General features: G+C 62.8%; 22 protein-coding genes. 8 read left to right on the forward strand and 14 right to left on the reverse strand.

All coding sequences use genetic code 11. From position 1 onward, the window contains the following. The first annotated feature begins 39 nt into the window (after window positions 1-39). Window positions 40-3,876: an NAD(P)-binding protein gene (locus CLU91_RS22165; RefSeq protein ID WP_100875847.1), complete on the forward strand. Its 3,837-nt coding sequence runs from the start codon at window positions 40-42 to the stop codon at window positions 3,874-3,876. Window positions 3,877-4,137: 261 nt separating this feature from the next. Here the strand turns inward: CLU91_RS22165 and CLU91_RS22175 are convergent, their stop codons facing one another. Continuing rightward, window positions 4,138-4,644: a hypothetical protein gene (locus tag CLU91_RS22175; protein ID WP_157814763.1), complete on the reverse strand. Its 507-nt coding sequence runs from the start codon at window positions 4,642-4,644 to the stop codon at window positions 4,138-4,140. A gap of 263 nt (window positions 4,645-4,907) precedes the next feature. On the opposite strand from CLU91_RS22175, the gene CLU91_RS22180 reads away from it, so the two are divergent. Further along, entirely contained in the window at window positions 4,908-5,207 is a 300-nt protein-coding gene (locus CLU91_RS22180; RefSeq protein ID WP_100875850.1) for a hypothetical protein, read from the forward strand. Here CLU91_RS22180 and CLU91_RS22185 read toward each other — a convergent pair whose 3' ends face one another. From CLU91_RS22185 to CLU91_RS22205, 5 genes are all read right to left on the reverse strand, one after another. Next, entirely contained in the window at window positions 5,208-5,621 is a 414-nt protein-coding gene (locus CLU91_RS22185; RefSeq protein ID WP_232730839.1) for a VanZ family protein, read from the reverse strand. A gap of 541 nt (window positions 5,622-6,162) precedes the next feature. Then, complete coding sequence (locus CLU91_RS22190) at window positions 6,163-6,927, reverse strand: SDR family NAD(P)-dependent oxidoreductase (RefSeq protein WP_100875851.1); 765 nt, start codon at window positions 6,925-6,927, stop codon at window positions 6,163-6,165. Window positions 6,928-6,950: 23 nt separating this feature from the next. Beyond that, window positions 6,951-7,472 (reverse strand): TPM domain-containing protein, encoded by a 522-nt coding sequence (locus tag CLU91_RS22195; protein WP_100875852.1) that lies wholly within the window; start codon window positions 7,470-7,472, stop codon window positions 6,951-6,953. Then, window positions 7,472-8,302 (reverse strand): TPM domain-containing protein, encoded by an 831-nt coding sequence (locus CLU91_RS22200; RefSeq protein ID WP_100875853.1) that lies wholly within the window; start codon window positions 8,300-8,302, stop codon window positions 7,472-7,474. Before CLU91_RS22200 ends, CLU91_RS22195 begins: the two co-directional genes overlap by 1 nt. 1 nt (window position 8,303) lies before the next feature. Then, window positions 8,304-8,918 carry a LemA family protein gene (locus CLU91_RS22205; protein ID WP_100875854.1) on the reverse strand — a complete coding sequence of 205 codons (615 nt, stop codon included), beginning with the start codon at window positions 8,916-8,918 and terminating at the stop codon, window positions 8,304-8,306. Between the two features lie 157 nt (window positions 8,919-9,075). Between CLU91_RS22205 and pyrF the strand changes: the two genes are divergently transcribed. Further along, window positions 9,076-9,900, forward strand: coding sequence for an orotidine-5'-phosphate decarboxylase (gene pyrF, locus CLU91_RS22210; RefSeq protein ID WP_100875855.1), 825 nt, complete (start codon window positions 9,076-9,078; stop codon window positions 9,898-9,900). Window positions 9,901-10,210: 310 nt separating this feature from the next. Here pyrF and sbcB read toward each other — a convergent pair whose 3' ends face one another. Then, the gene (gene sbcB, locus CLU91_RS22215) at window positions 10,211-11,659 is read right to left on the reverse strand and encodes an exodeoxyribonuclease I (protein ID WP_100875856.1); all 1,449 of its coding nucleotides are present in this window, start codon (window positions 11,657-11,659) and stop codon (window positions 10,211-10,213) included. Window positions 11,660-11,804: 145 nt separating this feature from the next. Between sbcB and CLU91_RS22220 the strand changes: the two genes are divergently transcribed. Further along, window positions 11,805-12,419: a DUF5610 domain-containing protein gene (locus CLU91_RS22220; RefSeq protein WP_232730840.1), complete on the forward strand. Its 615-nt coding sequence runs from the start codon at window positions 11,805-11,807 to the stop codon at window positions 12,417-12,419. Between the two features lies 1 nt (window position 12,420). On the opposite strand, the gene CLU91_RS22225 is transcribed toward CLU91_RS22220, so the two are convergent. The 5 genes from CLU91_RS22225 to CLU91_RS22245 form a co-directional block, all read right to left on the reverse strand. Further along, a complete protein-coding gene (locus tag CLU91_RS22225) occupies window positions 12,421-13,386 on the reverse strand; it encodes a GGDEF domain-containing protein (RefSeq protein ID WP_100876868.1) in 966 nt (321 codons plus the stop codon). Between the two features lie 262 nt (window positions 13,387-13,648). Beyond that, window positions 13,649-14,026, reverse strand: a complete 378-nt coding sequence (locus CLU91_RS22230) for an HPF/RaiA family ribosome-associated protein (protein ID WP_100875858.1) — start codon at window positions 14,024-14,026, stop codon at window positions 13,649-13,651. Between the two features lie 188 nt (window positions 14,027-14,214). Then, complete coding sequence (locus CLU91_RS22235) at window positions 14,215-14,880, reverse strand: DUF1345 domain-containing protein (protein ID WP_100875859.1); 666 nt, start codon at window positions 14,878-14,880, stop codon at window positions 14,215-14,217. 38 nt (window positions 14,881-14,918) lie between these two features. Continuing rightward, window positions 14,919-16,169: an MFS transporter gene (locus tag CLU91_RS22240; protein ID WP_100875860.1), complete on the reverse strand. Its 1,251-nt coding sequence runs from the start codon at window positions 16,167-16,169 to the stop codon at window positions 14,919-14,921. A 78-nt stretch (window positions 16,170-16,247) separates the two neighbouring features. After that, window positions 16,248-17,273 (reverse strand): CDP-6-deoxy-delta-3,4-glucoseen reductase, encoded by a 1,026-nt coding sequence (locus CLU91_RS22245; protein WP_100875861.1) that lies wholly within the window; start codon window positions 17,271-17,273, stop codon window positions 16,248-16,250. A gap of 12 nt (window positions 17,274-17,285) precedes the next feature. Between CLU91_RS22245 and CLU91_RS22250 the strand changes: the two genes are divergently transcribed. From CLU91_RS22250 to CLU91_RS22265, 4 genes are all read left to right on the forward strand, one after another. Beyond that, window positions 17,286-18,203: an SDR family oxidoreductase gene (locus CLU91_RS22250; RefSeq protein WP_100875862.1), complete on the forward strand. Its 918-nt coding sequence runs from the start codon at window positions 17,286-17,288 to the stop codon at window positions 18,201-18,203. Window positions 18,204-18,286: 83 nt separating this feature from the next. Then, window positions 18,287-18,547: a hypothetical protein gene (locus CLU91_RS22255; protein WP_096234162.1), complete on the forward strand. Its 261-nt coding sequence runs from the start codon at window positions 18,287-18,289 to the stop codon at window positions 18,545-18,547. A gap of 178 nt (window positions 18,548-18,725) precedes the next feature. Next, window positions 18,726-18,995, forward strand: coding sequence for a hypothetical protein (locus CLU91_RS22260; protein WP_100875863.1), 270 nt, complete (start codon window positions 18,726-18,728; stop codon window positions 18,993-18,995). Window positions 18,996-19,237: 242 nt separating this feature from the next. Next, window positions 19,238-19,477, forward strand: coding sequence for a hypothetical protein (locus CLU91_RS22265; RefSeq protein ID WP_029496207.1), 240 nt, complete (start codon window positions 19,238-19,240; stop codon window positions 19,475-19,477). Window positions 19,478-19,560: 83 nt separating this feature from the next. Here CLU91_RS22265 and CLU91_RS22270 read toward each other — a convergent pair whose 3' ends face one another. Then, a complete protein-coding gene (locus tag CLU91_RS22270) occupies window positions 19,561-20,220 on the reverse strand; it encodes a glycine-rich domain-containing protein (protein ID WP_100875864.1) in 660 nt (219 codons plus the stop codon). 200 nt (window positions 20,221-20,420) lie between these two features. After that, entirely contained in the window at window positions 20,421-22,268 is a 1,848-nt protein-coding gene (locus tag CLU91_RS22275) for a CHASE domain-containing protein (RefSeq protein WP_232730841.1), read from the reverse strand. Window positions 22,269-22,415 lie beyond the last annotated feature (147 nt).

Consider the following 22,415-nt stretch of genomic DNA (forward strand, 5'->3'; position numbering starts at 1 on the left):
TCGCACGTTTCATCTGGTTCAGATTTCAAAGGAGCAGGCATGGCCGATACCGATGGCGCGGCAGCGCCGTTCCTGACTTACTGGCAGGCTGGCTACGAAGGTGCCGACCATGTCACCCATGGCGGCCAGGCGCTGGACATGAACCGCGCCACGGGCCACCTGGACAGGGTGCGCGCAGACTACCTGCTGCTGCGCCAGTTCGGCATTCGCAGCGTGCGCGAAAGCATAGGCTGGCGCCTGGCCGAGCGCGATGGCCAGTTCGATTTCTCTTTCATCGAGGAGCGCGCCGCCGTGGCGCAGGAACTGGGCCTGCAGATCAACTGGACCTTCTGCCACTACGGCTGGCCGGCCGGGCTCGACCTGTTTTCACCCGACTTCGTGCCGCGCTTTGCCCGCTATTGCCGGGCGGCGGCGCAGTTCCTCGCGCCGTATGCGGGTAGCGCGCCCGTGTATTCGCCCATCAATGAAATCTCGTTTACCAGCTGGGGCTTGTCCGTGCACATGTTTCAGTGCCTGAATATGTACCGGGCCGATGCGGGCCACGAAGGCAAGCGGCAGCTGGTGCGCGCCAGCATTGCCGCCTGCGACGCGATCCGCGCCGTCAGTCCACAGGCGCGCTTCCTGCAATGCGATCCCCTGATCCACGTGACCGCGCCGCCCGGACGCACGGACTGGGTCGACCAGGCGGCGGCCTGGCGCGCCTCGCAGTTCGAAGCGTGGGACATGCTGTGCGGCCGGCAAGCGCCGGAACTGGGCGGCGCGCCGCGCTACCTGGACTTGATCGGCCTGAACTATTACCACAGCAACCAGTGGGAAAGCGGCAGCAATTTGCGCCTGTGGTGGCACCTGGGCGAACCGCGCCGCATGCCCCTGCACCAGTTGCTGCTGGAAGTGCAGGCGCGCTACCAGCGGCCGCTGCTGCTGGCGGAAACGAGCCACGTGGGCAGCGGGCGCGGTGCCTGGATACGCGACGTGGCCGCCGAGGCGGCGCTGGCCGTCCAGCATGGCGCCGCGCTGCGCGGCATCTGCATCTATCCCATCATCGACCGTCCAGACTGGGATGATGCCAGCCACTGGCACCACAGCGGCCTGTGGGAGGCTGGCCTGGAAGGCGAGGGGGGCGAGCGGCTGCGGCGCATCCCCGTGCCCCCTTATGCGGCGGCATTACGGCAGGCACAGCGTCTGACCGGACAACTTTGTTCAACGTTTGCCCTGGCGGGGCAGAAAGGAACTGGCATGCGAACCATCATCGTGTTTTCCCATTTGCGCTGGAATTTCGTGTATCAGCGTCCGCAGCAGCTGCTGTCGCGGCTGGCGCAATTCTACCGCGTGGTCTTCGTCGAGGAACCCGTCTGGCACGATGGACCCGGCACGCTGGAACTGTCCACGCCGGCGCCGAACGTGACCGTGTGCCAGCCCCGCACGGCCGTGCAGGCACCCGGCTTTCACGACGACCAGCTGGCCGTGCTGCAGCCCCTGCTGAGCCAGATCACGCCTGCCGACGACCCCATCGTGTGGTTCTATACGCCGATGGCGCTGCCGCTGCTGCCGGCCCTGCACGCGGGCCTGGTCGTGTATGACTGCATGGATGAGCTGGCCGCGTTCAAGAATGCGCCGCGTCAGTTGTTGCAGCGCGAAGCGGCCTTGCTGGCGCGCGCCGACCTCGTGTTCGCGGGCGGGCCCAGCCTGTTCGAGGCGAAGCGCTCGCGTCATGCCAACGTGCATTGTTTCGCCAGCAGCGTCGACACCGTGCACTTCGAACAGGCGCTGGACCGCCACAATGGCCATCCCGCGCAGGCGGAGATCGGCCGGCCCAGGCTCGGCTATTACGGCGTGATCGACGAACGTTTCGAGCCGGCCCTGGTGGCGGCGCTGGCCGATGCCCATCCCGACTGGCAAATCGTGCTGGTCGGCCCCATCCTCAAGATCGACCCGGCCAGCCTGCCGCAGCGGCAGAATATCCATTACCTGGGCCAGCAACCGTATCAGGCCCTGCCGCACTTCCTGGCCGGCTGGGACGTGTGCCTGCTGCCGTTTGCCAGCAATGAGGCGACCCGCTTCATCAGTCCCACCAAGGTGCTCGAATACATGGCGGCGCAACTGCCCATCGTCAGCACCCCGATCGCCGATGTGGCCGTGCCGTATGGCCACATCGTGGCCATCGCCGACACGCCCGACGCCTTTGTTGCCGCCTGCGAGGCGGCGCTGGCCGCGACGCCGGAACAGCGCGCGGTCATGGCCGCGAACATGCGCGCCATCGTCGAGGCCACCTCCTGGGATGCCACGGTGGAGCAGATGCGCAACTTGCTCGACACGACACCGCCGGGGCAGGGCGCGCGCCAGGCCGTGCCCGCCGCCGGCACGGGGCAAGCCGCCGCAGCAGGCGCCGGTGCCGATGTCAATCTGCTGCATCCCCCCGGTGCGCCGCAAGCCGTGGCCTGCGCCATCATCGGCGCCGGTCCGACGGGCCTGAGCGCCGCCTATCACCTGGGCGCCGATACCTTGCTGCTGGACAAAAATGCCACCGTGGGCGGCTGGTGCCGCTCCATCCAGGACCGCGGTTTTACCTTCGATCACGCGGGCCACATCATGTTTTCCAACGATGACTATGTGCTCGACATGTACCGCACCTTGCTGGGTACTAACCTGCACTGGCAAAACCGCGAAGCCTGGGTTTACAGCAAGCAGGTCTACACGCGCTATCCTTTCCAGGGGGCGCTGTACGGCTTGCCGCCGGCCGTCATCAAGGAATGCATCGTCGGCGCCATCGAGGCGCGCTACGGCAAGGCGCCGGCCGCGCCAAGCCCTGAAGCGGCTGCGGCCTGCGCCGTGGAAGACTGCTGCGCCGACGGCGGCACGGGGCTGGAACAGGTGCACGATGCCGTGGCGGCGCCGGACCAAGCCCAGGGCCAGAGCGCGCCCAATTTCGAGCAATTCATCCATCAGGTGTGGGGCAGCGGCATCGCCCGCCATTTTGCGATTCCCTACAACAAGAAATTGTGGACCGTCCCCCTGGCCGAAATGGAAACGTCGTGGCTGGGCGGGCGGGTGCCCTTGCCGAACCTAGAAGAAATCATCGAGGGCGCGCTCGAACCGGTGGCCAGGCCGATGGGCCCGAATGCGCGCTTCGGCTACCCCTTGCGCGGCGGTTTTCAGGCCTTGATGTCGGGCTTCCTGCCGCACCTGCAGGGCAAGCTGGAACTCAATGCCGATGTGGTGCAGGTCTTGCCGCGCCAGCACGTGATCGTGCTGGGCGATGGCCGCCGTTTCCGCTATCAGCACTTGCTGAGCACCATGCCCCTGCCGCAACTGGTGCGCCTGATCGGCGAGCAGGCGCCGCCGCGGGTACAGGCGGCAGCGCGCGCCTTGCGGCATATTTCCGTGCGCTGCGTCAACCTGGGCGTGGCGCGCGAAAACATCAGCGAGAAACACTGGATTTACTATCCGGAAGAGACGATATTCCACCGTATTTTCCTGCAAGGGAATGCCAGCCCCCACTGCAACGCGCCGGGTGGTTTCGGCCTGACGTGCGAGATCAGTTATTCGCCCTGGAAACCGTTGCCGCTCGATGGACAGGCCCTGATCGACCGCTGCATGGCTGACTGCATCGCGGTGGGTTTGCTGCGCGACGATGACCGCCTGCTGGTCGCCAACCAGGTAGACATGCCGTACGCCTACGTGGTGTACGACCATGCGCGGGCCGCCAACGTGGCGCTGGTGAAAGCATGGCTGTCCACGCAGGACATCGTGCTGGCGGGACGCTACAGCGAGTGGGAATACTACAATTCCGACCATGCCTTCCTGGCCGGGAAAAAAGCGGCGGAACTGATCGCCGGGCTGGCGGCAAGCCAGCGCAAGGTGGGTATGGTGGAATAGGCGCTAGCGCCGGGAGCACGGGAATGGCGCTCCCGGCGCGTGGCAGGCACGATGGGAACGACGGACATGGGGGATGCGATGAAGATGAGGGACGGGTAACAGGCAACAGGCAACAGGCAACAGACAACAGACAACAGACAACAGACAACAGGCAGCAAGACAGGCAAGGACGATGGAACCTGCCTTGCCTGTGCAGGGCGCGGGTGGCGCGCCTGGCCAATGGCGCTCTGCGCCCCGAACGCCAAGGGCCAGGCGGGATCGTTAATAGCGCTGCAGCAAGCCGTTGACCACCTTGACCCTATCGCCAATCTGGTAGCCGGGCTGGGAGTTTTGCATGAGGGTGCGTGTGCTGCCGTCGTCCAGGCGCAGGGTGACCCGGTACTGCGTGTTGCCCGAGGTGGTGCCTGCCGTGCCGGAGCTGCCCGACTGCATGTCGCCGCTGCCCTGGTCCATGCCGCGCGCTACCGGCTCGATCGATTGCACCGTGGCGGAGGCGATGCTGACACCCGATTGGCTGCCGTCCATGCTCATGGCGTTGTTGGCCGTGGAAGTGCGCGTGTCGGCGCTGCCTGTGCTGCTTGTGCTGGTGTCGCTCATGCTGCTGGTGGCGCCGGTGTTGGTCGTTGCGTTGCCCGTCGCGGTTGTGTTGCTGTAGTTTTCGCCGCTGCGACCATTCGTGCTGCTCATGCTGGTGCCGTTCGGATTCGAACTGCAGGCGGCCAGCGTACACAGCAGGCCGGCCAGCGCCATGGTTTTTTTTGCTCTCATCTTGTTCTCCTCTTGGTCTGACAAAGTGTTAACCCGGTTTCCAGGGTGCGGCGGAGGTCAGCGTCAATGACGCATGCCAGGCATGGCCGCAACTGCTGCTAGTAAGAGAGCAGGAGGACTGAGATGTTCGGTACTTGTTATTTCACATTGAGGTACATCAAGCGCTTCAATTGTCGAGCTTGGTATAAAAGACATTCTTGTGCAGGGCGAGCACGGCGTTCGCGCTTTCCCCTTGTTCCCCGTTGCTTACTTCAGGAGAATAAATGTCTGCCGATTCCCATAGCGTCAAGCTGATCAATGAGCTGGTGATTGCGGTGTACGGTGCCCCGGGCGCTGCGAACGGGGCGCGCGCCCGCTATGCGCTGACCCAGGCGCTGCATGCCTTGACGAGGCTGTCACGGTCGGAGCAGTTGATGGAGATGCAGCGCGATGCGGCGCGTGCAGCGGGAGCGGCCAGCCGGCGCGAGATGCGCACGGCCTTGCGGCGCATCGCCAGCCGGGCGGCAGCCGGCCAGGGCCAGTTGCCGCTGGCGCTGGGCGCCAGCGATGGCGGCGCGCCGTGATCAGCCCTGCTGTTTCTTCAGCGCGGCGGCGGCCATGCCAGGCCAGCAAAAGTAGAGCGGCAGCACCACCGCCGTGGCGGCCGTGATATCGACCACCCAGTCGCTGACGGCGCCACGGCGGTAAGGCAGGAAACTCTGGATGAATTCGTCCAGCGCGCCCATGGCCGCCACCATCAGCACCGACAGCAGCGCGCGGCGCGCCATGCCGCCGGCCGTGCCGCTGAACAGGATCAGAGCCAGCACGCCATAGCCGACGGAATGCAGCACGCCGCCCGACGCATATTGGCCCACGTCCGCGCGCACGCCCGGTATGTCGCCGATCAAAATGACCAGGGCATACAGCAGCAGTGCGGTGCGGTAGCGCAGGCGTTCGTAGCGGTCGGCAAAACACAGTTCGGGCAAGGGGGCAGGCATGAGGCGTCAGGACAGGTGGAAAGGCCGCCACAATAGCATGGGCATGCCAGGTCACCATGTTTTTGCGCAAGAGCTTGCCGATCAGGCAAAAAAAGGCCCGCGGGGACGCGGGCCAAAAACCCAAATGAAATGGGTCAAGAGTTGAGAGTTGCTCGGTACTCAGCATGTCGCGCGCCTTGCCGGCGCCCGCCACGGTCATGAAAGGGGAGTGGTGTGCCATCGCGGCACACCTGTCTGTAGTCAGGCATATCGGTTGCCTGTACAGCAGATGAAGCAAGTATAGGGGGCGAAAATGACGAGCTGATGACACGCCGCAACATTTTTTCAGCGCCGGCATAGTGACTGGAAAAACCGGGCGGGATGGCAAGAATGGCCATGTTTCATTCGTGATAGCAAAAAAAAGCCCGCTGGTGAAAGCGGGCTTAAAACTATTTTCTTGGAGGAGAATAGTGGAGACAGGTGCATTATGCTGCGTCGCACGATATGTGTCTAATGATCTTTCTAGATATGCATTATTATTTTTTGATATAACTCGCCTGTTTCACTCTTTCACGGGCACCGTGTAGTTGAGTGCCATGCGTCCGCCATCGACATAGATGGTCTGGCCCGTCATGTAGGTGGCGTCGTCGCTGGCCAGGAAGGCGGCGATGCCGGCCACTTCTTCCGGTTCGCCGCAGCGGCCCAGCGGCGTGCGCGACAATATCGTGTGGCGCGCCTCCGGGCTCGACAGCACCGCCTGCCTGGCCAGTTCCGTCAGGATGGTGCCCGGGCCGATGCCGTTCACGCGCACGCCGTACGTGGCCAGGTTCAGGGCCATGACCTTGGTCAGCTGGTTGATGGCGCCTTTCGATACCACGTACGGCACCTGGTTCGGGATCGCCAGCTCCGCATTCACACTGGACATATTGATGATGCAGCCGCTGTTGCGCTTGACCATCTCGCGCGCCACGGCCTGGCCGCACAGGAACATCGATTTCAGGTTGATGCGCATGACCCGGTCGAAATCGTCTTCGCAGACATCGAGGAAATCGGCCGCGTGCGTCACGCCCGCATTGTTGACGAGGATATCGATGTGGCCGAACTGCGCCAACGTTTCCTTCAGCATGGCGTCCACATCCGCCTTCTGGCTGACGTCGGCGCAAAAGAAGCGCGCCTGCGGGCCGAGCGCGGCGGCCGCCTGCGCGCCTTCTTCCTTGATGTCGACCAGCATCACCTGCGCTCCTTCGGCGATCAGGCGGGTGGCGCATGCCAGGCCGATGCCTTGCGTGGCGCCCGTGACGATGGCGGTTTTATTGACTAGTTTCATGTAATCGCCTCAGCAAAAAAAAATCAGAGGAGGATGGGTTCGTTCGGCAACTGGTTGCCGCGCGTGCCATCGGCGGGAAAGTGGCTTTGCAGCAAGGTATTCAGCTGCGCCAGTGCTTCCAGCGTGCTGTCGTGGTAATTGCCATCCTTGAAGCCGCCCGTCATGGTGCGGCACACGGCTTGCCACTGTTCCGGCGTGACGCGGCGGCCCACGTTGCGGTCGGCCACGATATCGACCTGGTGCTCGGCCAGGTTGATGTAGATCAGCACGCCGACGTTGTCTTCCGTATCCCACACGCCATACTGGGCGAACAGTTCGCGCGCCCGCTCGCGGTTGCTCACGCCCTGGTAAGCCATGCCGGGTGTCAATGCCGCCTCGACGATCAGACGCACTTCCGCCTGGTGCATCGCTTCACCGTCGGCAATCGCCGTCTCGATGGCTTTCAGTGTACGTTCCGGAAAGGCCTGGCGCGCCGTTGCCGGCGTGCCGCGCAAATGTTTTAAAGCGCGCCCGCAGCGCTGGCCAAATGTCAGTTGTTTCGTCATTACCAATCTCCCGAGGCGCCGCCGCCGTCAAATCCGCCGCCGCCGCCACCGAAACCACCGCCGCCACCGCCAAAACCACCGCCGCCGCCGAAGCCTCCGCCACCACCGCGGTTGTTCAGCGCCTGGCTCAAAATGCTGCCCAGCACGACACCGGTGGCGCCGCTGGACCAGTTGCTGCCGCGCTGCAGGCGGTTAGGCCCGCCGCGCGAACGGAACAGGGTCAGCACGACGAGGAAGCCGAAGAACAGCAGCGGCAGCCAGAACGTCAGGCCGCCCGCTTCCACGGTGGCTGGCGCCTTTTGCTGTGCCGGAGCGGGAAATTGCTCCTGGTTCAGCAGGGTGGCAATCGACCCCACGCCGGCGACCAGGCCGCCGTAATAGTCGTTTTGCTTGAAATGCGGGGCGATCACGTCTTGCAGGATGCGTTTCGATTGCGCATCCGTCAGCACGCCCTGCACGCCGCGGCCCGCTTCGATGCGCAGGCGGCGCAGCGACGATGGGTTGTCTTTCGCCACCATCAGCAGCACGCCGTCATCGACGCCCTTGCGGCCCAGCTTCCAGGCATCGGTCACGCGGATGCTGTATTGCTCGATGGCTTCCGGTTCCGTGCTCTTGACCAGCAGCACGGCGATCTGGCTGCCCGTCTTGGCTTCGTAGTCGGCCAGCACGCCTTCCAGCGCCGCCTTTTGCTTGGCGTCGAGCATGCCGGCGTTGTCCGTCACGCGCGCGGCCAGCGGCGGCACGGGCTGCAAGCCCTGCGCGCCGGCTGGCGCCATCGTCCACAGCAGCAGCGCCGTCGCCAGCGCCGCGAGGTAGGACCAGGCTTTCATCTTATTTGCCAAAGTTGACGGTCGGCGCGGTCGAGATGGCTTTTTCGTTTTCCACCGTGAACGATGGCTTGACCTTGTAGCCGAAGACCATGGCCGTCAGGTTGTTCGGGAAGCTGCGCGCATGCACGTTGTAATCCTGCACGGCCACGATGTAGCGCTGGCGCGCCACGGTGATGCGGTTTTCCGTGCCTTCCAGTTGCGACTGCAGGTCGCGGAAGCTGGTATCGGCCTTCAGGTCCGGATATTTCTCGGACACCACCATCAGGCGCGACAGGGCCGACGACAGCTGGCCCTGCACTTGCTGGAATTTCTCGAACGCGGCCGGATCGTTCAGCACTTCGGGCGTGATCTGGAAACTGGTGGCGGCCGCGCGCGCCTTGGTCACCGCTTCCAGCGTTTCGCGCTCGTGCGTGGCATAGCCCTTGACGGTATTGACCAGGTTGGGGATCAGGTCGGCGCGGCGCTGGTACTGGTTGACCACTTCGCCCCAGGCGGCCTTGGTGGCTTCATCCTTGCTCTGGAAGTCGTTGTAGCCGCAGCCCGTCAGGACGCCGGCTAGCACGGTGATGCTCAGGGCCAGGCGCAGCCATTTGGTGAATTGATTGGTGATTTGCATGATGGGTTCCGTGCCGAGTAAAAGGGATGGGGCAAATATACCTGAAACGGCCCGCAATGGCGTTTTAATCAGCGCCGGCTGCCACCACCGGCTGACTTGACAGGACCGCGCCGCGTTACAATACGGGGTTTGCAACTGAATATAGAGAAGGTGTGCCGTGAATTTCATCAATAAATTATCCGCCGCATGGACGGCCAATAATTCCCTGCTGTGCGTGGGCCTCGACCCCGACCTGGCGAAACTGCCGGCCGAACTGCGCGACCTGCCCGATGGAATCACCACCTTTTGCACGCGCATCATCGATGCGACGGCCGACCTGGCCTGCGCCTTCAAGCCGCAGATCGCCTATTTTGCCGCGCTGGGCGCGGAAAAGCAGCTGGAAGACATCTGCCGCTACTTGCGCGAACATTATCCGCACATCCCCCTGATCCTCGACGCGAAACGGGGCGACATCGGCGCGACGGCCACGCAGTACGCGCGCGAAGCGTTCGAGCGCTATGGCGCCGACGCCGTCACCGTCAACCCCTACATGGGCGAGGATTCGCTCGATCCCTACCTGGCGTGGAAAGACCGCGGCGTGATCATCCTGTGCCGCACCTCGAACCCGGGCGGCTCGGACCTGCAATTCCTGAATACGGATGGCGAACCGCTGTACCAGCGCGTGGCGCGCCTGGTGGCCAATAAATGGAACAAGAATGGCCAGTGCGCGCTCGTCGTCGGCGCCACTTTTCCTGAAGAACTGGCGCAAGTGCGCGCCATCGTCGGCGACATGCCGCTGCTGGTGCCCGGCATCGGTGCCCAGGGCGGCGACATCGCGGCGACAGTTGGCGCGGGCCAGACGGCGAACGGCATGGGCATGATGATCAGCTCGTCGCGCGCCATCATCTACGCCACGCCGCACGATGGCGAAGACTGGGCCGACGCGGCGCGCCGCGTGGCCATTGAAACGCGCGATGCGATCAATCAGCATCGTTCGGTTTAAGCACTATCCATAAAAAATGTAGGTCGGGTTAGGCCAGCGGCCGTAACCCGACAACACCGGTAACGTCAACAATGTTGTCGGATTACGCGGGCCTTCTGCCCGCTAATCCGACCTACGGCTGCAAATTGAGCGCGCGATGTGATCAAAGCGCAACGTGCGGGCTGAAAAATTACATTCAGCAGGCCTCACGGCGCCTAACAAAACCGTAGCGAGCGGAAGGGAGAGGTGGTCGAGAAGCGCAACCGTACTCTAGTACGGTGAGCATCGCAGGCCACCTATACCGACGCGCAGTAGGTTTGGTTAGGTGCGACTAATCGCGCATGGGCGCCACCATCTCCGCGTAATCGTACAGCTCGCCCAATATTTCTTCCCCCCGCTCATCGACCGACTCCGACACCACGTCGATCTCCGTAAACAGCATTTCGATGTTGCGGGCGCCGCCGTCGCCGTCGAACAGGCGGGCGGCGCGGTGCTGTTCCCAGCGCAAGCTTTCCGCTTCGCTCAGGGTTTGCGGGAAATTGCGGGCGCGGTAGCGGAACAGCAGTTCCTGCAGGCGCTCGTCGGCAAACGAGGGGCGGGCCGTGGCCAGCCTGGCCGGCGTGTCGCGGCGCAGGGATTCGAGCAGACGGCGGTCGTCGTTGCTGACGAAACCGTTGTACAAATCCTCATCCACGTCCAGCGCGGCATTCGCGCCCGGGCGCTGGAACACTTCGGCCCAGATCGCATCCATGTTCGGCGCCGCGGCGGCCAGCTGGGCGTTGACCTTCGCCGCATCCACGTCGATGCCCCATTGCGCAGCCATGGCCGGCGACAGGGTTTTTAAATTGCCGACCAGCATGGGCGACTTGTTCAGGTGCACGCTTTTCACGGGCAGGCGCGTCATGCCTTCCGGCATGGCTTCCTTGCGCGTAAACAGGCTCGTGCGGATGGTGTCGGCGTCCAGACTGAACAGTTCGCGCGGATCGTAGGCGCAATCCCAGACGAGGATTTCATTTTTGTTGCTCGGGTGCGTGGCCAGCGGCCAGACGATGCCCAGGCAGCCCCGTTCGGCGGGGAACATGCCCGACACGTGCAGGAAGGGCTGGCGCTCGGCGGCGGCCAGGTGCATGCCCATTTCGCTGGCGACCCTGTCCTTCTTGTGCAGGGCCAGGCAGAATTCGAACAGTTTCGGCTGCTTTTCGCGGATCAGGCGGGCCAGGGCGATGGTGGCGCGCACGTCGGACAGCGCATCGTGCGCCGCTTCGTGCACCAGGCCATTGGCCTTGCTCAGGTGTTCCAGCTTAAAACTGGTCTGGCCATCGTCGCGCTTCGGCCATTGCATGCCTTCCGGGCGCAGCGCGTGCGTCATGCGCACCACGTCGAGGATGTCCCAGCGGCCGCAATGGTTTTTCCATTCGCGCGCATACGGGTCGATCAGGTTGCGCCAGAACAGGAAACGCGTGACTTCATCGTCGAAACGGATGGTGTTGTAGCCCACGCCGATGGTGCCTGGTTCCGAAAAGGCCGCTTCGATGGTGGCGGCGAACTGGTGCTCGGGCACGCCCAGCTGCAAGCACTGCTGCGGCGTGATGCCCGTGATCAGGCACGCTTGCGGATCGGGCAGGAAATCATTGGCAGGCTGGCAATACAGCATGATCGGCTCGCCGATCTCGTTGAGGTCGGCATCCGTGCGGATGGCGGCGAACTGGGCCGGGCGGTCGCGGCGCGGCTGGGCGCCAAAGGTTTCGTAGTCGTGCCAAAGGAAAGTCTGGGTAGTCATTGATGTCGTTGCTGAATTGGTTATCTGGGCCGCTCAAAGCGTCGCTGCTACAGTTTTCTGAAAACCTGCCGATACTACATGAGAGGATGGTCATCATGGCGTTTCCCGCATGGTGGCATATATTGCCCGTTCAAGGAGGTCTATCGTGTCAATTCCCATCGCCGCAAGCGGCAATTCCACCCCTTCCGTGACTTCCGTCAGTACGGGCGTTGCCGGCAAGGACGATAAAGTCCAGAAAAAGGACGGCGTCAACGCTGAAATGAGCGTGAACGAGCGCAGCAAGCTGCAGTTGAACGCCTCCATCATGCAGGCGTCGCTGAATGTCTCGATCGGTTCGGAAAACGAGCCGCTGGCGCTGCTGTACAAGACGGCCATCACCAACATCAATGAAGCGCTGAAGAGCCAGTACGGTGACGATGCGATCCAGAACGCTGCCTCGCAAGACAATAGCGCCGAAGCGACGGCAAGCCGCATCGTGTCGCTGTCGACGGGTTTTTTTGACGCGTTCAAAAAACAGAATCCCGGCATGGACGACGATGCGGCCCTGAGCAAGTTCATGGACACCATCAGCGGCGGCATGGAAAAAGGCTTCAAGGAAGCGCGCGACATCCTGGACGGCTTGAAAGTGCTCAATGGCGATATTGCCGGCAATATCGACAAGACGTACGAGCTGGTGCAGAAGGGCTATGCGGATTTCATCGCCGCGCACAGCAGCAAGAAGGATGACGCGGCCAAGCCGGCCGACAGCAAGGCTGCCTGAGCTACAGCATGACCCGGTTGCGACCCGAGGCTTTTGCCCGGTACAGCGCCGCGTCGGCGGCGGCGATCAGCGCCTCGTCGTCCTGGTCGGCCGCCAGGCTGGCCACGCCGAAGGAACCCGTGATGTGCGGCAGCGCGCTGCGCATGTCGGCGAAGATGACGGCATGCTGCATGCGTTCGCACAGGCGCTCGGCCACCCGCAGGGCCACGTGTTCGTTGGTATCGGGCAAGATCACCATCATTTCCTCGCCACCATAACGCACAGCAAAATCCGTCGGACGCAGGGCTGCGCCCAGCACTTGCGCGGCGATGCGCAACGCCTGGTCGCCCGCCTGGTGGCCGTGGGTGTCGTTGAAACGCTTGAAATGGTCGAGGTCTATCATCACCAGCGACAGCGGCGAGCCGCTGGCGTGGGCCGTGATGATCATGTTCGGCAGCAGATCCGTCAGCCAGGCGCGGTTGTACAGACCCGTCAGGCTGTCGACCATCGACAGCTGGCGGTAGAATTCGCCCAGTTTCTGGCGCCGGCGCAGCAGGGCATTGGCGGCGCGGATGCGGAAGGACAGCAAGCGCAGCAGGTTGCGCGCCAGGCCGTTCGATTGTTCGATCAATTCCCAGACGACGGCCGCGTCGATCACCAGCAAATCGGTTTCTTCCAGGGCGGAAATGGCAGCCAGGTTGCTCGCTTCATCGAGCACCGATTGTTCGCCCACGCTTTCGCCGGGCAAAACCTTGCTGACGGTGCCGTCATCCATGCCCGTGTGGGTGTCGGCCGCCACGGCCAGCGAGCCGCGCAGGACGATGTACAGGCTGGTGCCCTGGCTGTCGGCAATGGCTTCGCCCGCTTCGAGGCGCATGACGGGGCAGGGCGCCAGCATGGCGGCCGTCTGGCTGTCCGCAGCATCGCTAAATAGCTGTAAATCGCCGATGTTGCAGCCTGAAGCACCGAAATTACCGATCTGTTCCACAATCATACTTTCAAAAAGCCGGTGCGCGCGAGCAGGGGGCCGGTAGCTTCATGATAGCGTAAAGCGGCCTTGGCTGTAACGGCAAAGGCTTGCTCGACGTCACTTACTGTGGGAAATACGACAATTATTTCATTCTCGCGTCCATGCGTTGGAATGCTGATGGTTTTGGCATTCTTGTTACCGCGCACGAAAGACGGGGCCGGATGTGCAAAGGCAGCCTTGAACGGCTGCCTCAGTCTCTGGAAATCCTGCAGGTGGGGAGTTACTCGGCGGTTTCTTCCGCTTCAGCCGTATCGATCACGGCATTCTTGCCGGTGGCGTGGCGCTTGCTGTCTTGCAGGCGGCCCAGGGCACTATCGATGGCGCGTTTCAGTTTGTCCGTGGCGCCGGCAACGGATTGATGCACGGTGGCGTTCTGTTCGGTCACGGCAATCGGTTGATAGCCAGCAACGCGTGCTTCCATGACGCAGCGGATATCGTCGGCGCCGCCTTTCGGGCCATTCGTGTCGCTGATGTGGACTTCGATGCGGGTCAGGTTGTCGCGGAAGCGGTTCAGTGCGGCTTCCAGTACGGATTGCACATGTTCGTTCAGTCCAGCGGTGTTGGCGATGGTGCTGTCGGTATGAATATTGATTTGCATATGCTTACTCCTGTCAATTCAAAAAAAACCCATCTCAGGCGTGCTGCGGCCTGGTTGCTGCCTCATGCACATGACCTCTGTGCATGGAACTTATCTTACTCCTCTTTCTGGTATTTCAAGAGGGGGCGCACGATTAAGATGAGCTTAACCCTTCAGCCAGGTCAAGTTTCCGCTAGGAAATGATTTTTTCAGCCATTGATGAGTCCAGCCGCGATATTGATCGACAGTCCCAGCACGACCAGGTTGAAGAAAAAGCTCAGCACGGATTGCCCCAGCACGATTTGCCGCATCGGGCGCGTCTGCACGCACACGTCCGACGTTTGCACGGCCACGGCGATGGTGAAGGCGAAATACAGGAAATCCCAGTAATCGGGATTGGGCTCGTCGTCGGGAAACTTCAGGGGGCGCAGCGTGGGGTCGGCCTGGTAATACAGGTGGGCATAATGAAAGCAGAACAGGGTGCCGACGAGAAACCAGGAGCCGACCAGGGTGAGGATCGTCAAGCCGTAGTGCAGCGCGCGCTCGTCCGGCGCCATGTCTTTCATCGAGGACAGCTGCGAGACGATGGCCGCCAGGCTCATCACGGATGCGACGGACAGGGCCGACAGGACTGTTGCTGCCCGCTCGTCCTGGCGCGCCGCCATGGCTTTGACCTTGTGATGGTTGGCGCGCATCATCATCCAGGCCATCGTTGCCAGGTAGAACCAGACGGCCACGTTCCACGCCGTCAGCAAGCGCGTCATCTCTTGCCACGAGGCGGGCAGCAGCAGGCCGGCCGCCACGCCGATGGCCGTGGCCATGCTCAGGTGGGGGCGGCTGCGGATGAAGCTGTGGAACGGAAGCGTGATTTTCATGCTGCGGCTTGGTCAGTGGCGATAGCGCATCTTATAGCTTATGTGCCTGCCGCGGTGGCCGTCCTGGCGGCCGCTTCCTTCTCGTGGTGGGGGAAGCGGTCCATGCGCGACAGCACGGGGAACAGCACGGCCCAGATGCCCGTTACGGCCAGGGTGGCGGCGCCGCCGAAGAGCACGGCGCGCACGAGGCCGAACCAGCCGGCCGTCAGGCCCGATTCGAATTCGCCCAGCTCGTTCGAGGCGCCGATGAAGACGGCATTCACGGCGCTGACCCGGCCGCGGATCTCGTCGGGCGTTTCGAACTGCACCAGCAGGTGGCGGATGTAGACGCTGACCATGTCGCCGGCGCCCATCAGGAACAGCGCCGCCAGCGCCAGCGGGAAATAGCTGGTGCTGCCCAGCACCAGGGTGCCCAGGCCGAAGACGGCCACGCCGCCGAACATCCACGCGCCCACGCGGCGCGTGATGGGAAAGATGGCCAGCGCGATCGAGCACAGGGCGGCGCCGGCGCCCGGCGCCGTGCGCAGCAAGCCCAGGCCGCTGGGGCCGATATGCAGCACGTCATGCGCCAGCGCCGGCAGCAGCGCCGTGGCGCCGCCGAACAGCACGGCAAACAGGTCGAGCGAAATGGCGCCCAGCACGATGGGTTTCGACCAGACGAAGCGCAAGCCTTCGAGCAGCGTATGCCAGCTGACGGGCTCGCGCTTGACCACTTGCGGCGCCGGCGTGGTGGCACGCATCAGCAGCACGGACACGACCAGCAGCGACGCCGAGATCAGATACACCACCTTGGGGCCGAAGTAATACAGCAAGCCGCCCAGGGTAGGCCCAAGGATGATGGCCACGTGCGAGCTCGACGAACTGAGCGCGACGGCGCGGCTGAAGTGTTGCGTGGGCACCATGTTGACGAGCACGGCTTGCGTGGCCGGCATCATGAAGGCGCGCGCGCTGCCGAACAGCACCAGCACGGCAAACACGGGCCAGACGATGGACAGTCCGCTCAGGGTAAAGGCCAGCAGGGCCAGCGCGCACGCCAGTTGCGCCGCCAGGCACCAGGCGATGATGTTGCGGCGGTTATAGCGGTCGGCCACGTGGCCAGCCGGCAAAATCAAGACGAGGAAGGGCGCGAACTGTGCCAGGCCGATCAGGCCCAGGTCGAACAGGCTGCCCGTGATCTGGTACACCTGCCAGCCGATGGCCACGCTTTGCATCTGCACGGCCACCGTGCCCAGCACGCGGGCGGACAGGTAACAGGCGAAATTGCGGTGACGCAGGATAGCGATGGACATGAGATTTCCAGGAGGCAGCGGGGTGGGGCGGGTGGCGGCAGCGGATGCCGCGCCAGCAGCACCCCGCTGTCTGGAGGCTTACTTGGCCAGGTCGGCTTCGGTGGTGAAGGCGTCCGCGTAGAACTCGTCGGCTGGCAGCTGGCACAATTGCACGAAATCGCGGTTGGCCGACTCGACGACGATCGGTGCGCCGCAGGCATACACCTGATACGCGGACAGGTCGGGCAGGTCGGCCATGACGGCCTGGTGCACGAAGCCCGTGCGGCCGCTCCAGGCGTCTTCCGGCAGCGCTTCCGACACGACGGGCACATAGGTGAACTGCGGCAAGTCGGCGGCCCACTGGCGGCACAGCGCATCCATGTACAGGTCGTGCGGACGGCGCGCGCCCCAGTACAGGGTGATCGGGCGCGGCGATTGCTCGTTGATCATGTGCTCGACGATGGCTTTCAAGGGGGCAAAGCCCGTGCCCGAGGCCAGCAGCACGACGGGCTTGTCGGAATCCTCGCGCAGGAAGAAGGTGCCCATCGGGCCTTCGAAGCGCAGGATGTCGCGCTCTTTCATGCTGCCGAACACCTGGTCGGTGAACAGGCCGCCCGGCATGTGGCGGATGTGCAGGCTCACGGGGCCGCCGTCGACGGGCGCGCTGGCCATGCTGTAGCTGCGGCGCTTGTTGTCGCGCAGCATGATTTCGATATACTGTCCGGCGCGGTAGTTGAGGCGCTCGCTGGCCGGCAACTGCAGGGTCAGCACGACGACGTCGGGCGCGACCTTTTCGATGGTGGTCACGCGCGACGGCATTTTCTTGATCGGGTAGTCGCTGCTGCCCGCCACTTCGCGCGCCTGCACCACCAGGTCGCCTTGCGGCACTGCGCAGCACAGCAGCGAGTAGCCGGCTGCCGCTTCCTCTTCCGTCAGGGAGCGCGCCTGGTAGGGCTTATGCTGTACATTGCCGGAGACGATCTTGCCTTTGCAGGAGCTGCAGGCGCCGCTCTTGCAGCTGTACGGCAAGCCCACGCCGGCGCGGATCGCCGCCGACAGGACGGTTTCGTCCGCTTCACAGCTGAATTGGTGGCCGCTGGGCTGAACAGTAATTTGAAAAGTCATACAATCCTTGAGATGAAAAATATGTTAATGCACTCTTTGCGCAAGCCGGTGGGCTTGCCGCGCTTGCTGATCCTGGGCTGCGGCGACGTGGGCATGCGCTTGCTGCCGCAGCTAGCGGCGCGCTTTCGCGTCTTTGCCGTCACCAGCCAGCCAGCGCGTTGCGCGCAGCTGCGGGCAGCCGGCGCCGTGCCCATCGTGGCCAACCTCGATGACCGCGCCAGCCTGCAGCGGCTGGCGGGACTGGCGACGATGATCGTGCACCTGGCGCCGCCCATGTCGTCGGGCTTGCTGGACCGGCGCACGCGCAATCTGGTCGCCATTTTACCCGAGCATGCACGCATGGTGTATGTGAGTACCAGCGGCGTGTATGGCGATTGCGCCGGCGCCTGGGTCGATGAGACGCGCCCGACGGCGCCAGCGAATGCACGCGCGAAGCGGCGCGTCGATGCGGAGCAGGTCTTGCGTGGCTGGGGCGCGCGCCGCGGCGCCACGGTGGCCATCCTGCGCGTGCCCGGCATTTATGCGCCCGACCGTTTGCCGTTGAAGCGCCTGCGCGAAGGCACGCCGGCCCTGGCCGCTGACGACGATGTGTACACCAACCATATCCATGCCGATGATTTGGCGCGCATCATCGAACGGGCCTTGTGGCGCGGCAAGCCGGGACGCGTGTATCACGCCAGCGATGACAGCGAACTCAGGATGGCCGAGTATTTCGATGCCGTGGCCGATACTTTCGGTCTGCCGCGCCCGCCGCGCCTGCCGCGTGCCGAGCTGCGGCAAGTGGTCACGCCGATGCTGCTGTCGTTCATGTCCGAGTCGCGCCGCCTGCACAATACACGCCTCAAGCGCGAGCTGGGCGTGCGCCTGCGCTACGCGCGCGTAGCCGATGCCTTGCAGTTGCTGTCCGCCGATACGGCCGGCATCGGGTAAAATGGCCGGTTATCTGCGCACTTTGCCGGACCGGTGCGCAGCGCGCCGTTGCGGCGGCGCGCCATTCACTTAAGGACTACAGCATGACCACCCTCACTTACGAAGAATACCTGGACGAGGTCACCACCGTCCTGACGGAACTGTATGACCTCGACGACGACGCCGCCATCAAGCTGGTCGTGGCGGCGCAGGATGCCGAATTTTTTGTTCCGCACGATGCGCATGAGGAAATGCGGACCGCTGAGCAAGCCAAGAAAGATGCGGTCACCCTGTTCGAGCGCAAGCAGAACCGCCAGCAAACGCAGGAAAAACAGCAACAGCGCGTGCGCCAGCAAAAGAAATAAAACGCTGGGGCAGTGTGGGCTTCGGCGCAACGCCGGGGCCTTGCCATTTGATGCAACGCAAACGCGTCATGGCGCGCTGGCGATATGGTGAGCAATGTCGTCACGCGTCCTGGCTTGTTGTGGCGGGCTCGGCATCTACAATTAGCGCGACGCAGTTTCCCGTCAGCAGGAGCGATCCATGCGAGCTACGAGTCACCCCAGCAAGGAACAGGTGCGCGCCTATATGCGGCGTCGTGAACGTGCGCTGCAGCCGCCACCGCCGCCCGATGAAATTCGCCGGCAACTGGCCTGGTGCCGCGTGGATGCCTTCACCGGCACTTGCCTTCCCGCCACCCCGGCCGGCCTGGCCGTGCAAGGCTGGCATTTATCCGCCGACATGGTCCGCCTGGGCACCCTCATGGCCATAGCCTGGCTGATGCACGGCGGTGTTGCTCATCGTAAAAATTGATGACGTGCAGCAAATTTTCCCGATTTGAGTTATCCTCTAGCACATCCCAAGTGCGTCAATTCTCTTCAATTATCACAATTTTGCTTTAAGTTACGCAAAAATCAACAATAGCGTGTATTATATTGTTTGTGGCGTAAAGGCCGCATAAGTGATGGCGCTTTTTAGTGTGTTTACCCTGAATTATTGCAGAAGAGACATTCTGTTTCTTTTTGCCTTAATACAACAAGTACGGATTTTCGATCATGTCTCTCAAACAAATTACCTCTTTGCCTACCTACAACCCGAATCGCGTCCTCGACGCGATCATCGACAAGCTGCAGCTGAAAAACGATGCCGCCCTGTCGCGAGCACTGGAAGTGGCGCCACCGGTCATCAGCAAGATTCGTCACAACACCTTGCCGATCGGCGCCACGATCCTTATCCGCATGCATGAAATCAGCGATTTCAGCATTCGTGAACTGCGCGAGTTGATGGCTGCCTAAGAGCGCCTGACAGACGGCAAACTGAGAGGTGCTGTCTGGGTAAGTCAGGCTTGCCGCGTGCGGCAGCCACATCTGTTCTTTTTCTATTGCGGGTCGCGGTTCAGCACCGGACGATCGACATAGAAGCGCCCCATTTCCAGGCCAGTCGTGGACGACTTGACCACCGCCGCCGTCAGTGAGGCAGGTGCGCTGGAAAATGCCGTGCTGGCAGTCCCCGTCGCGCGGCCTGAATATGCCGTCGCTTGTACCGCCGCACTCGAAAACGCCGCCTGCACGGCACGGCCCGAGTATGCCGTCGCTTGTACCGCGCGTCCCGAATACGCTGCCTGTACTGCCCGTCCCGAATACGCCGTTTCTGCGCGGATATAATCTTCCCCGAACGTTTGCTCATACAGCTGCTTCATGCGCTCGCCCACGCGCTGGTGCGCCGCTTCGTCGTCTTCGCCGCGCAAGCCGATGTACGGGAAGTGATGCAGAAAGTAACCGAAGACCTGTTCGCAGTCCGCCGCATATTTCAGCGTGTCGAGGATGTGGTAGTGCCAGAAGGTATCGACGTCCATCAGCGGCGCCGTTTCTTCTTGCGGAAACTGTTTCATCAGGATCAGGAAACGCCGGTATTCGAATTCCACCGCATTGGCCTTCTCCAGGCTCCATCCTTCGCCTGACTCCCGGTGCATCAGCTTGACCTTGATCGCGTCCAAATTCAAATCGGCAATTGCCTTGAAACTGTCGTTCGTATCCATGAATGTCCTTGTGGTAAAGAGCGTTGTGGGAAATACAGTGCAACAAGGGAGAGCGGCGCTTGTGTGGCGGTTGTGTACTCCTGGCAAATGGTCGCGGAATGCCTGGCCCTTGGCGGGCTTGGCGCTGAGTTGTTCTACATCAATATTGCATCTAATTACAAAATACGCAAGCTGAGCTTGTTTCATGCGGGACGTGCCTGTCAAGCGCTGGCCCGGCCATCTTCCTGGTAGGGAAATGCGGTGGCGTCCGCGCCCAGTGGTACGCTGACGTGCACGCTCATGCCGGCGCCGGGACTGCTTTCGATGTAAAAAGTGCCGCCTAGCAACTTAATGCGCTCCTCGATGCCCACCAGGCCAAACGAGCCCAGCTTGTTGCGCCCGTCGATGGCCGCGCCCACGCCGTTGTCGCTGATGCTCATCGATACCGTATCGCGGCACTTTTCCAGCTTGACTTGCACGCGGCTGGCATGGGCATGCTGGGAAATGTTGCTGAGCGACTCTTGCAGGATGCGGAACAGGGCCGTCGCGCACTGGTCGCTGAGGCAAATGTCGTCATGGCTTTCGCTCACTTCGCAGGCGATGCCCGTGCGCTGGCGAAATTGCGCCACCTGCCATTCGACGGCCGCATTCACGCCCAGGTCCAGTACGGTAGGGCGCAAGTCGTTGATGATCTGCCGCACGCTCTTGATGGTGGCGTCGATCTGTTCCAGGGTCGAGCGGGCGCGGGCATTCAGGCGCGGGTGGCGGCGATGCGTGCGCGAGGCCAGCATGTCTGCGTCGATGCGCAGCACCAGCAGGTTCTGTCCCAGGTCGTCATGGATTTCGCGCGCGATGCGCTTGCGCTCTTCTTCCTTGATCTGGTCGGCGTGGGCCGCCAGGCGGCGCAGTTTCTGGTGCGACAGCTGCAGACGGATCTGGCTGGCGCGCAATTCCTCCGTCATGCCGTTCGCCATCTGGATGGCGCGCCGGCGCGACGATGCCAGGGTGTGGAACAGCATGTACAGCAGCATGGTGCTGGCAAAGCCTATCAGCAGGGCCAGCCAGGGCAAAAAGGCGTCGAAGCGCGTATACAGGTCGCTCTTGCGCACGCTGAACAGTGCTTGCCACACGCGGCTATTATGTTCGATCAGCATCGTGCTGCTCAGGTAGCGGCCGGAATTGCCGGGCAGCCACCATGGCGCATGCATGCCTGCCGTCGTGCTGTCGAAGATGGGGCGCATGTCGTGCGGTAAGTCTAGCGGTGCGCGCGCCTGCGGGCCGATATCGAACAGGGTCAGGCGGACGTTGCGTACCGGCATGTCCGCCAGCGCGCTGCGCATCATCGTCACCAGGTCGTAGCCGATGCCGACGGAACCCTGGTACGCCGCGCGCCGCTGCTCCACCGTATCGACCGGCATGCCAAAACGGTACACGGGCAGGCGCATGGCCATGCCCGTCAATTGGGGACGGCCTTGCATCGGCACGGGCACGCCGGAATTGCTGATGTTGCCGGAGTCGCGCGACTGCGCCAGCATTTCGGCGATCAGGGGGCGCGAGGCGATGTCATAGCCATATTTTTCAGGGGCGCTGGCAATCGGTTCGATATACACCAGTACGGAATAGTGTGCGCGCGGGGCGGGTGGATGGATGGCAAACGCCGGATAGCCGTCGCGCCCGGGGGGATAGTCGCGCTGCATGGCCGCTTCGAGGGCGGCGCGCTGCGTCTCGTCCAGTTCCTGGCTGTAATTGAGGTTCATCACGCCAGGATAGTTCTGTTGCAGCGCGATGTTCGCCACGTAGCGGTGGAATTGCTCGCGGCTCACGTGTTCGTTGGCGTGGAACAGGCTGGCCGTGCCGCGCAGCAGGTTGGCATACGACTTGACGCGTGATTCGATGTTTTTCTGGGTATTGCGGGCCAGATTGTTGAATAACTCACTGGCATCGTTTTCGATCGACAGCGAGGCGGCCATATAGAACAGCAGGCCCACCATCGTCGACATCACGAAGCCGAGCAGCCACAGTGGTCTTTTTTCAGCAGATAAGGGGTGTTCGCCGGCAGTAGAAGACATCGCCATCCGCATCAGGAAGAGGAATCGGGTGCCGCCTGGGCGGCGGAGGCTAGGCTGCGTTGTGTAAGCGCTATTAAAATTGCAAATTGCTCAATAGCTGCCTAATATACAAAATTATCGTTATTATAGTCAACAGGCAATATTTCT

The organism is Janthinobacterium sp. 64, from assembly GCF_002813325.1.
In the GTDB taxonomy this organism is placed as follows: domain Bacteria; phylum Pseudomonadota; class Gammaproteobacteria; order Burkholderiales; family Burkholderiaceae_D; genus Janthinobacterium.

Bases quoted from the DNA above. Each gene is read 5' to 3' on its own strand.
- CLU91_RS22165 (WP_100875847.1), top strand. From the start codon at position 40: ATGGCCGATACCGATGGCGCGGCAGCGCCGTTCCTGACTTACTGGCAG.
- CLU91_RS22175 (WP_157814763.1), bottom strand. From the start codon at position 4,644: ATGAGAGCAAAAAAAACCATGGCGCTGGCCGGCCTGCTGTGTACGCTG.
- CLU91_RS22180 (WP_100875850.1), top strand. From the start codon at position 4,908: ATGTCTGCCGATTCCCATAGCGTCAAGCTGATCAATGAGCTGGTGATT.
- CLU91_RS22185 (WP_232730839.1), bottom strand. From the start codon at position 5,621: ATGCCTGCCCCCTTGCCCGAACTGTGTTTTGCCGACCGCTACGAACGC.
- CLU91_RS22190 (WP_100875851.1), bottom strand. From the start codon at position 6,927: ATGAAACTAGTCAATAAAACCGCCATCGTCACGGGCGCCACGCAAGGC.
- CLU91_RS22195 (WP_100875852.1), bottom strand. From the start codon at position 7,472: ATGACGAAACAACTGACATTTGGCCAGCGCTGCGGGCGCGCTTTAAAA.
- CLU91_RS22200 (WP_100875853.1), bottom strand. From the start codon at position 8,302: ATGAAAGCCTGGTCCTACCTCGCGGCGCTGGCGACGGCGCTGCTGCTG.
- CLU91_RS22205 (WP_100875854.1), bottom strand. From the start codon at position 8,918: ATGCAAATCACCAATCAATTCACCAAATGGCTGCGCCTGGCCCTGAGC.
- sbcB (WP_100875856.1), bottom strand. From the start codon at position 11,659: ATGACTACCCAGACTTTCCTTTGGCACGACTACGAAACCTTTGGCGCC.
- CLU91_RS22230 (WP_100875858.1), bottom strand. From the start codon at position 14,026: ATGCAAATCAATATTCATACCGACAGCACCATCGCCAACACCGCTGGA.
- CLU91_RS22235 (WP_100875859.1), bottom strand. From the start codon at position 14,880: ATGAAAATCACGCTTCCGTTCCACAGCTTCATCCGCAGCCGCCCCCAC.
- CLU91_RS22240 (WP_100875860.1), bottom strand. From the start codon at position 16,169: ATGTCCATCGCTATCCTGCGTCACCGCAATTTCGCCTGTTACCTGTCC.
- CLU91_RS22245 (WP_100875861.1), bottom strand. From the start codon at position 17,273: ATGACTTTTCAAATTACTGTTCAGCCCAGCGGCCACCAATTCAGCTGT.
- CLU91_RS22250 (WP_100875862.1), top strand. From the start codon at position 17,286: ATGAAAAATATGTTAATGCACTCTTTGCGCAAGCCGGTGGGCTTGCCG.
- CLU91_RS22255 (WP_096234162.1), top strand. From the start codon at position 18,287: ATGACCACCCTCACTTACGAAGAATACCTGGACGAGGTCACCACCGTC.
- CLU91_RS22260 (WP_100875863.1), top strand. From the start codon at position 18,726: ATGCGAGCTACGAGTCACCCCAGCAAGGAACAGGTGCGCGCCTATATG.
- CLU91_RS22265 (WP_029496207.1), top strand. From the start codon at position 19,238: ATGTCTCTCAAACAAATTACCTCTTTGCCTACCTACAACCCGAATCGC.
- CLU91_RS22270 (WP_100875864.1), bottom strand. From the start codon at position 20,220: ATGGATACGAACGACAGTTTCAAGGCAATTGCCGATTTGAATTTGGAC.
- CLU91_RS22275 (WP_232730841.1), bottom strand. From the start codon at position 22,268: ATGTCTTCTACTGCCGGCGAACACCCCTTATCTGCTGAAAAAAGACCA.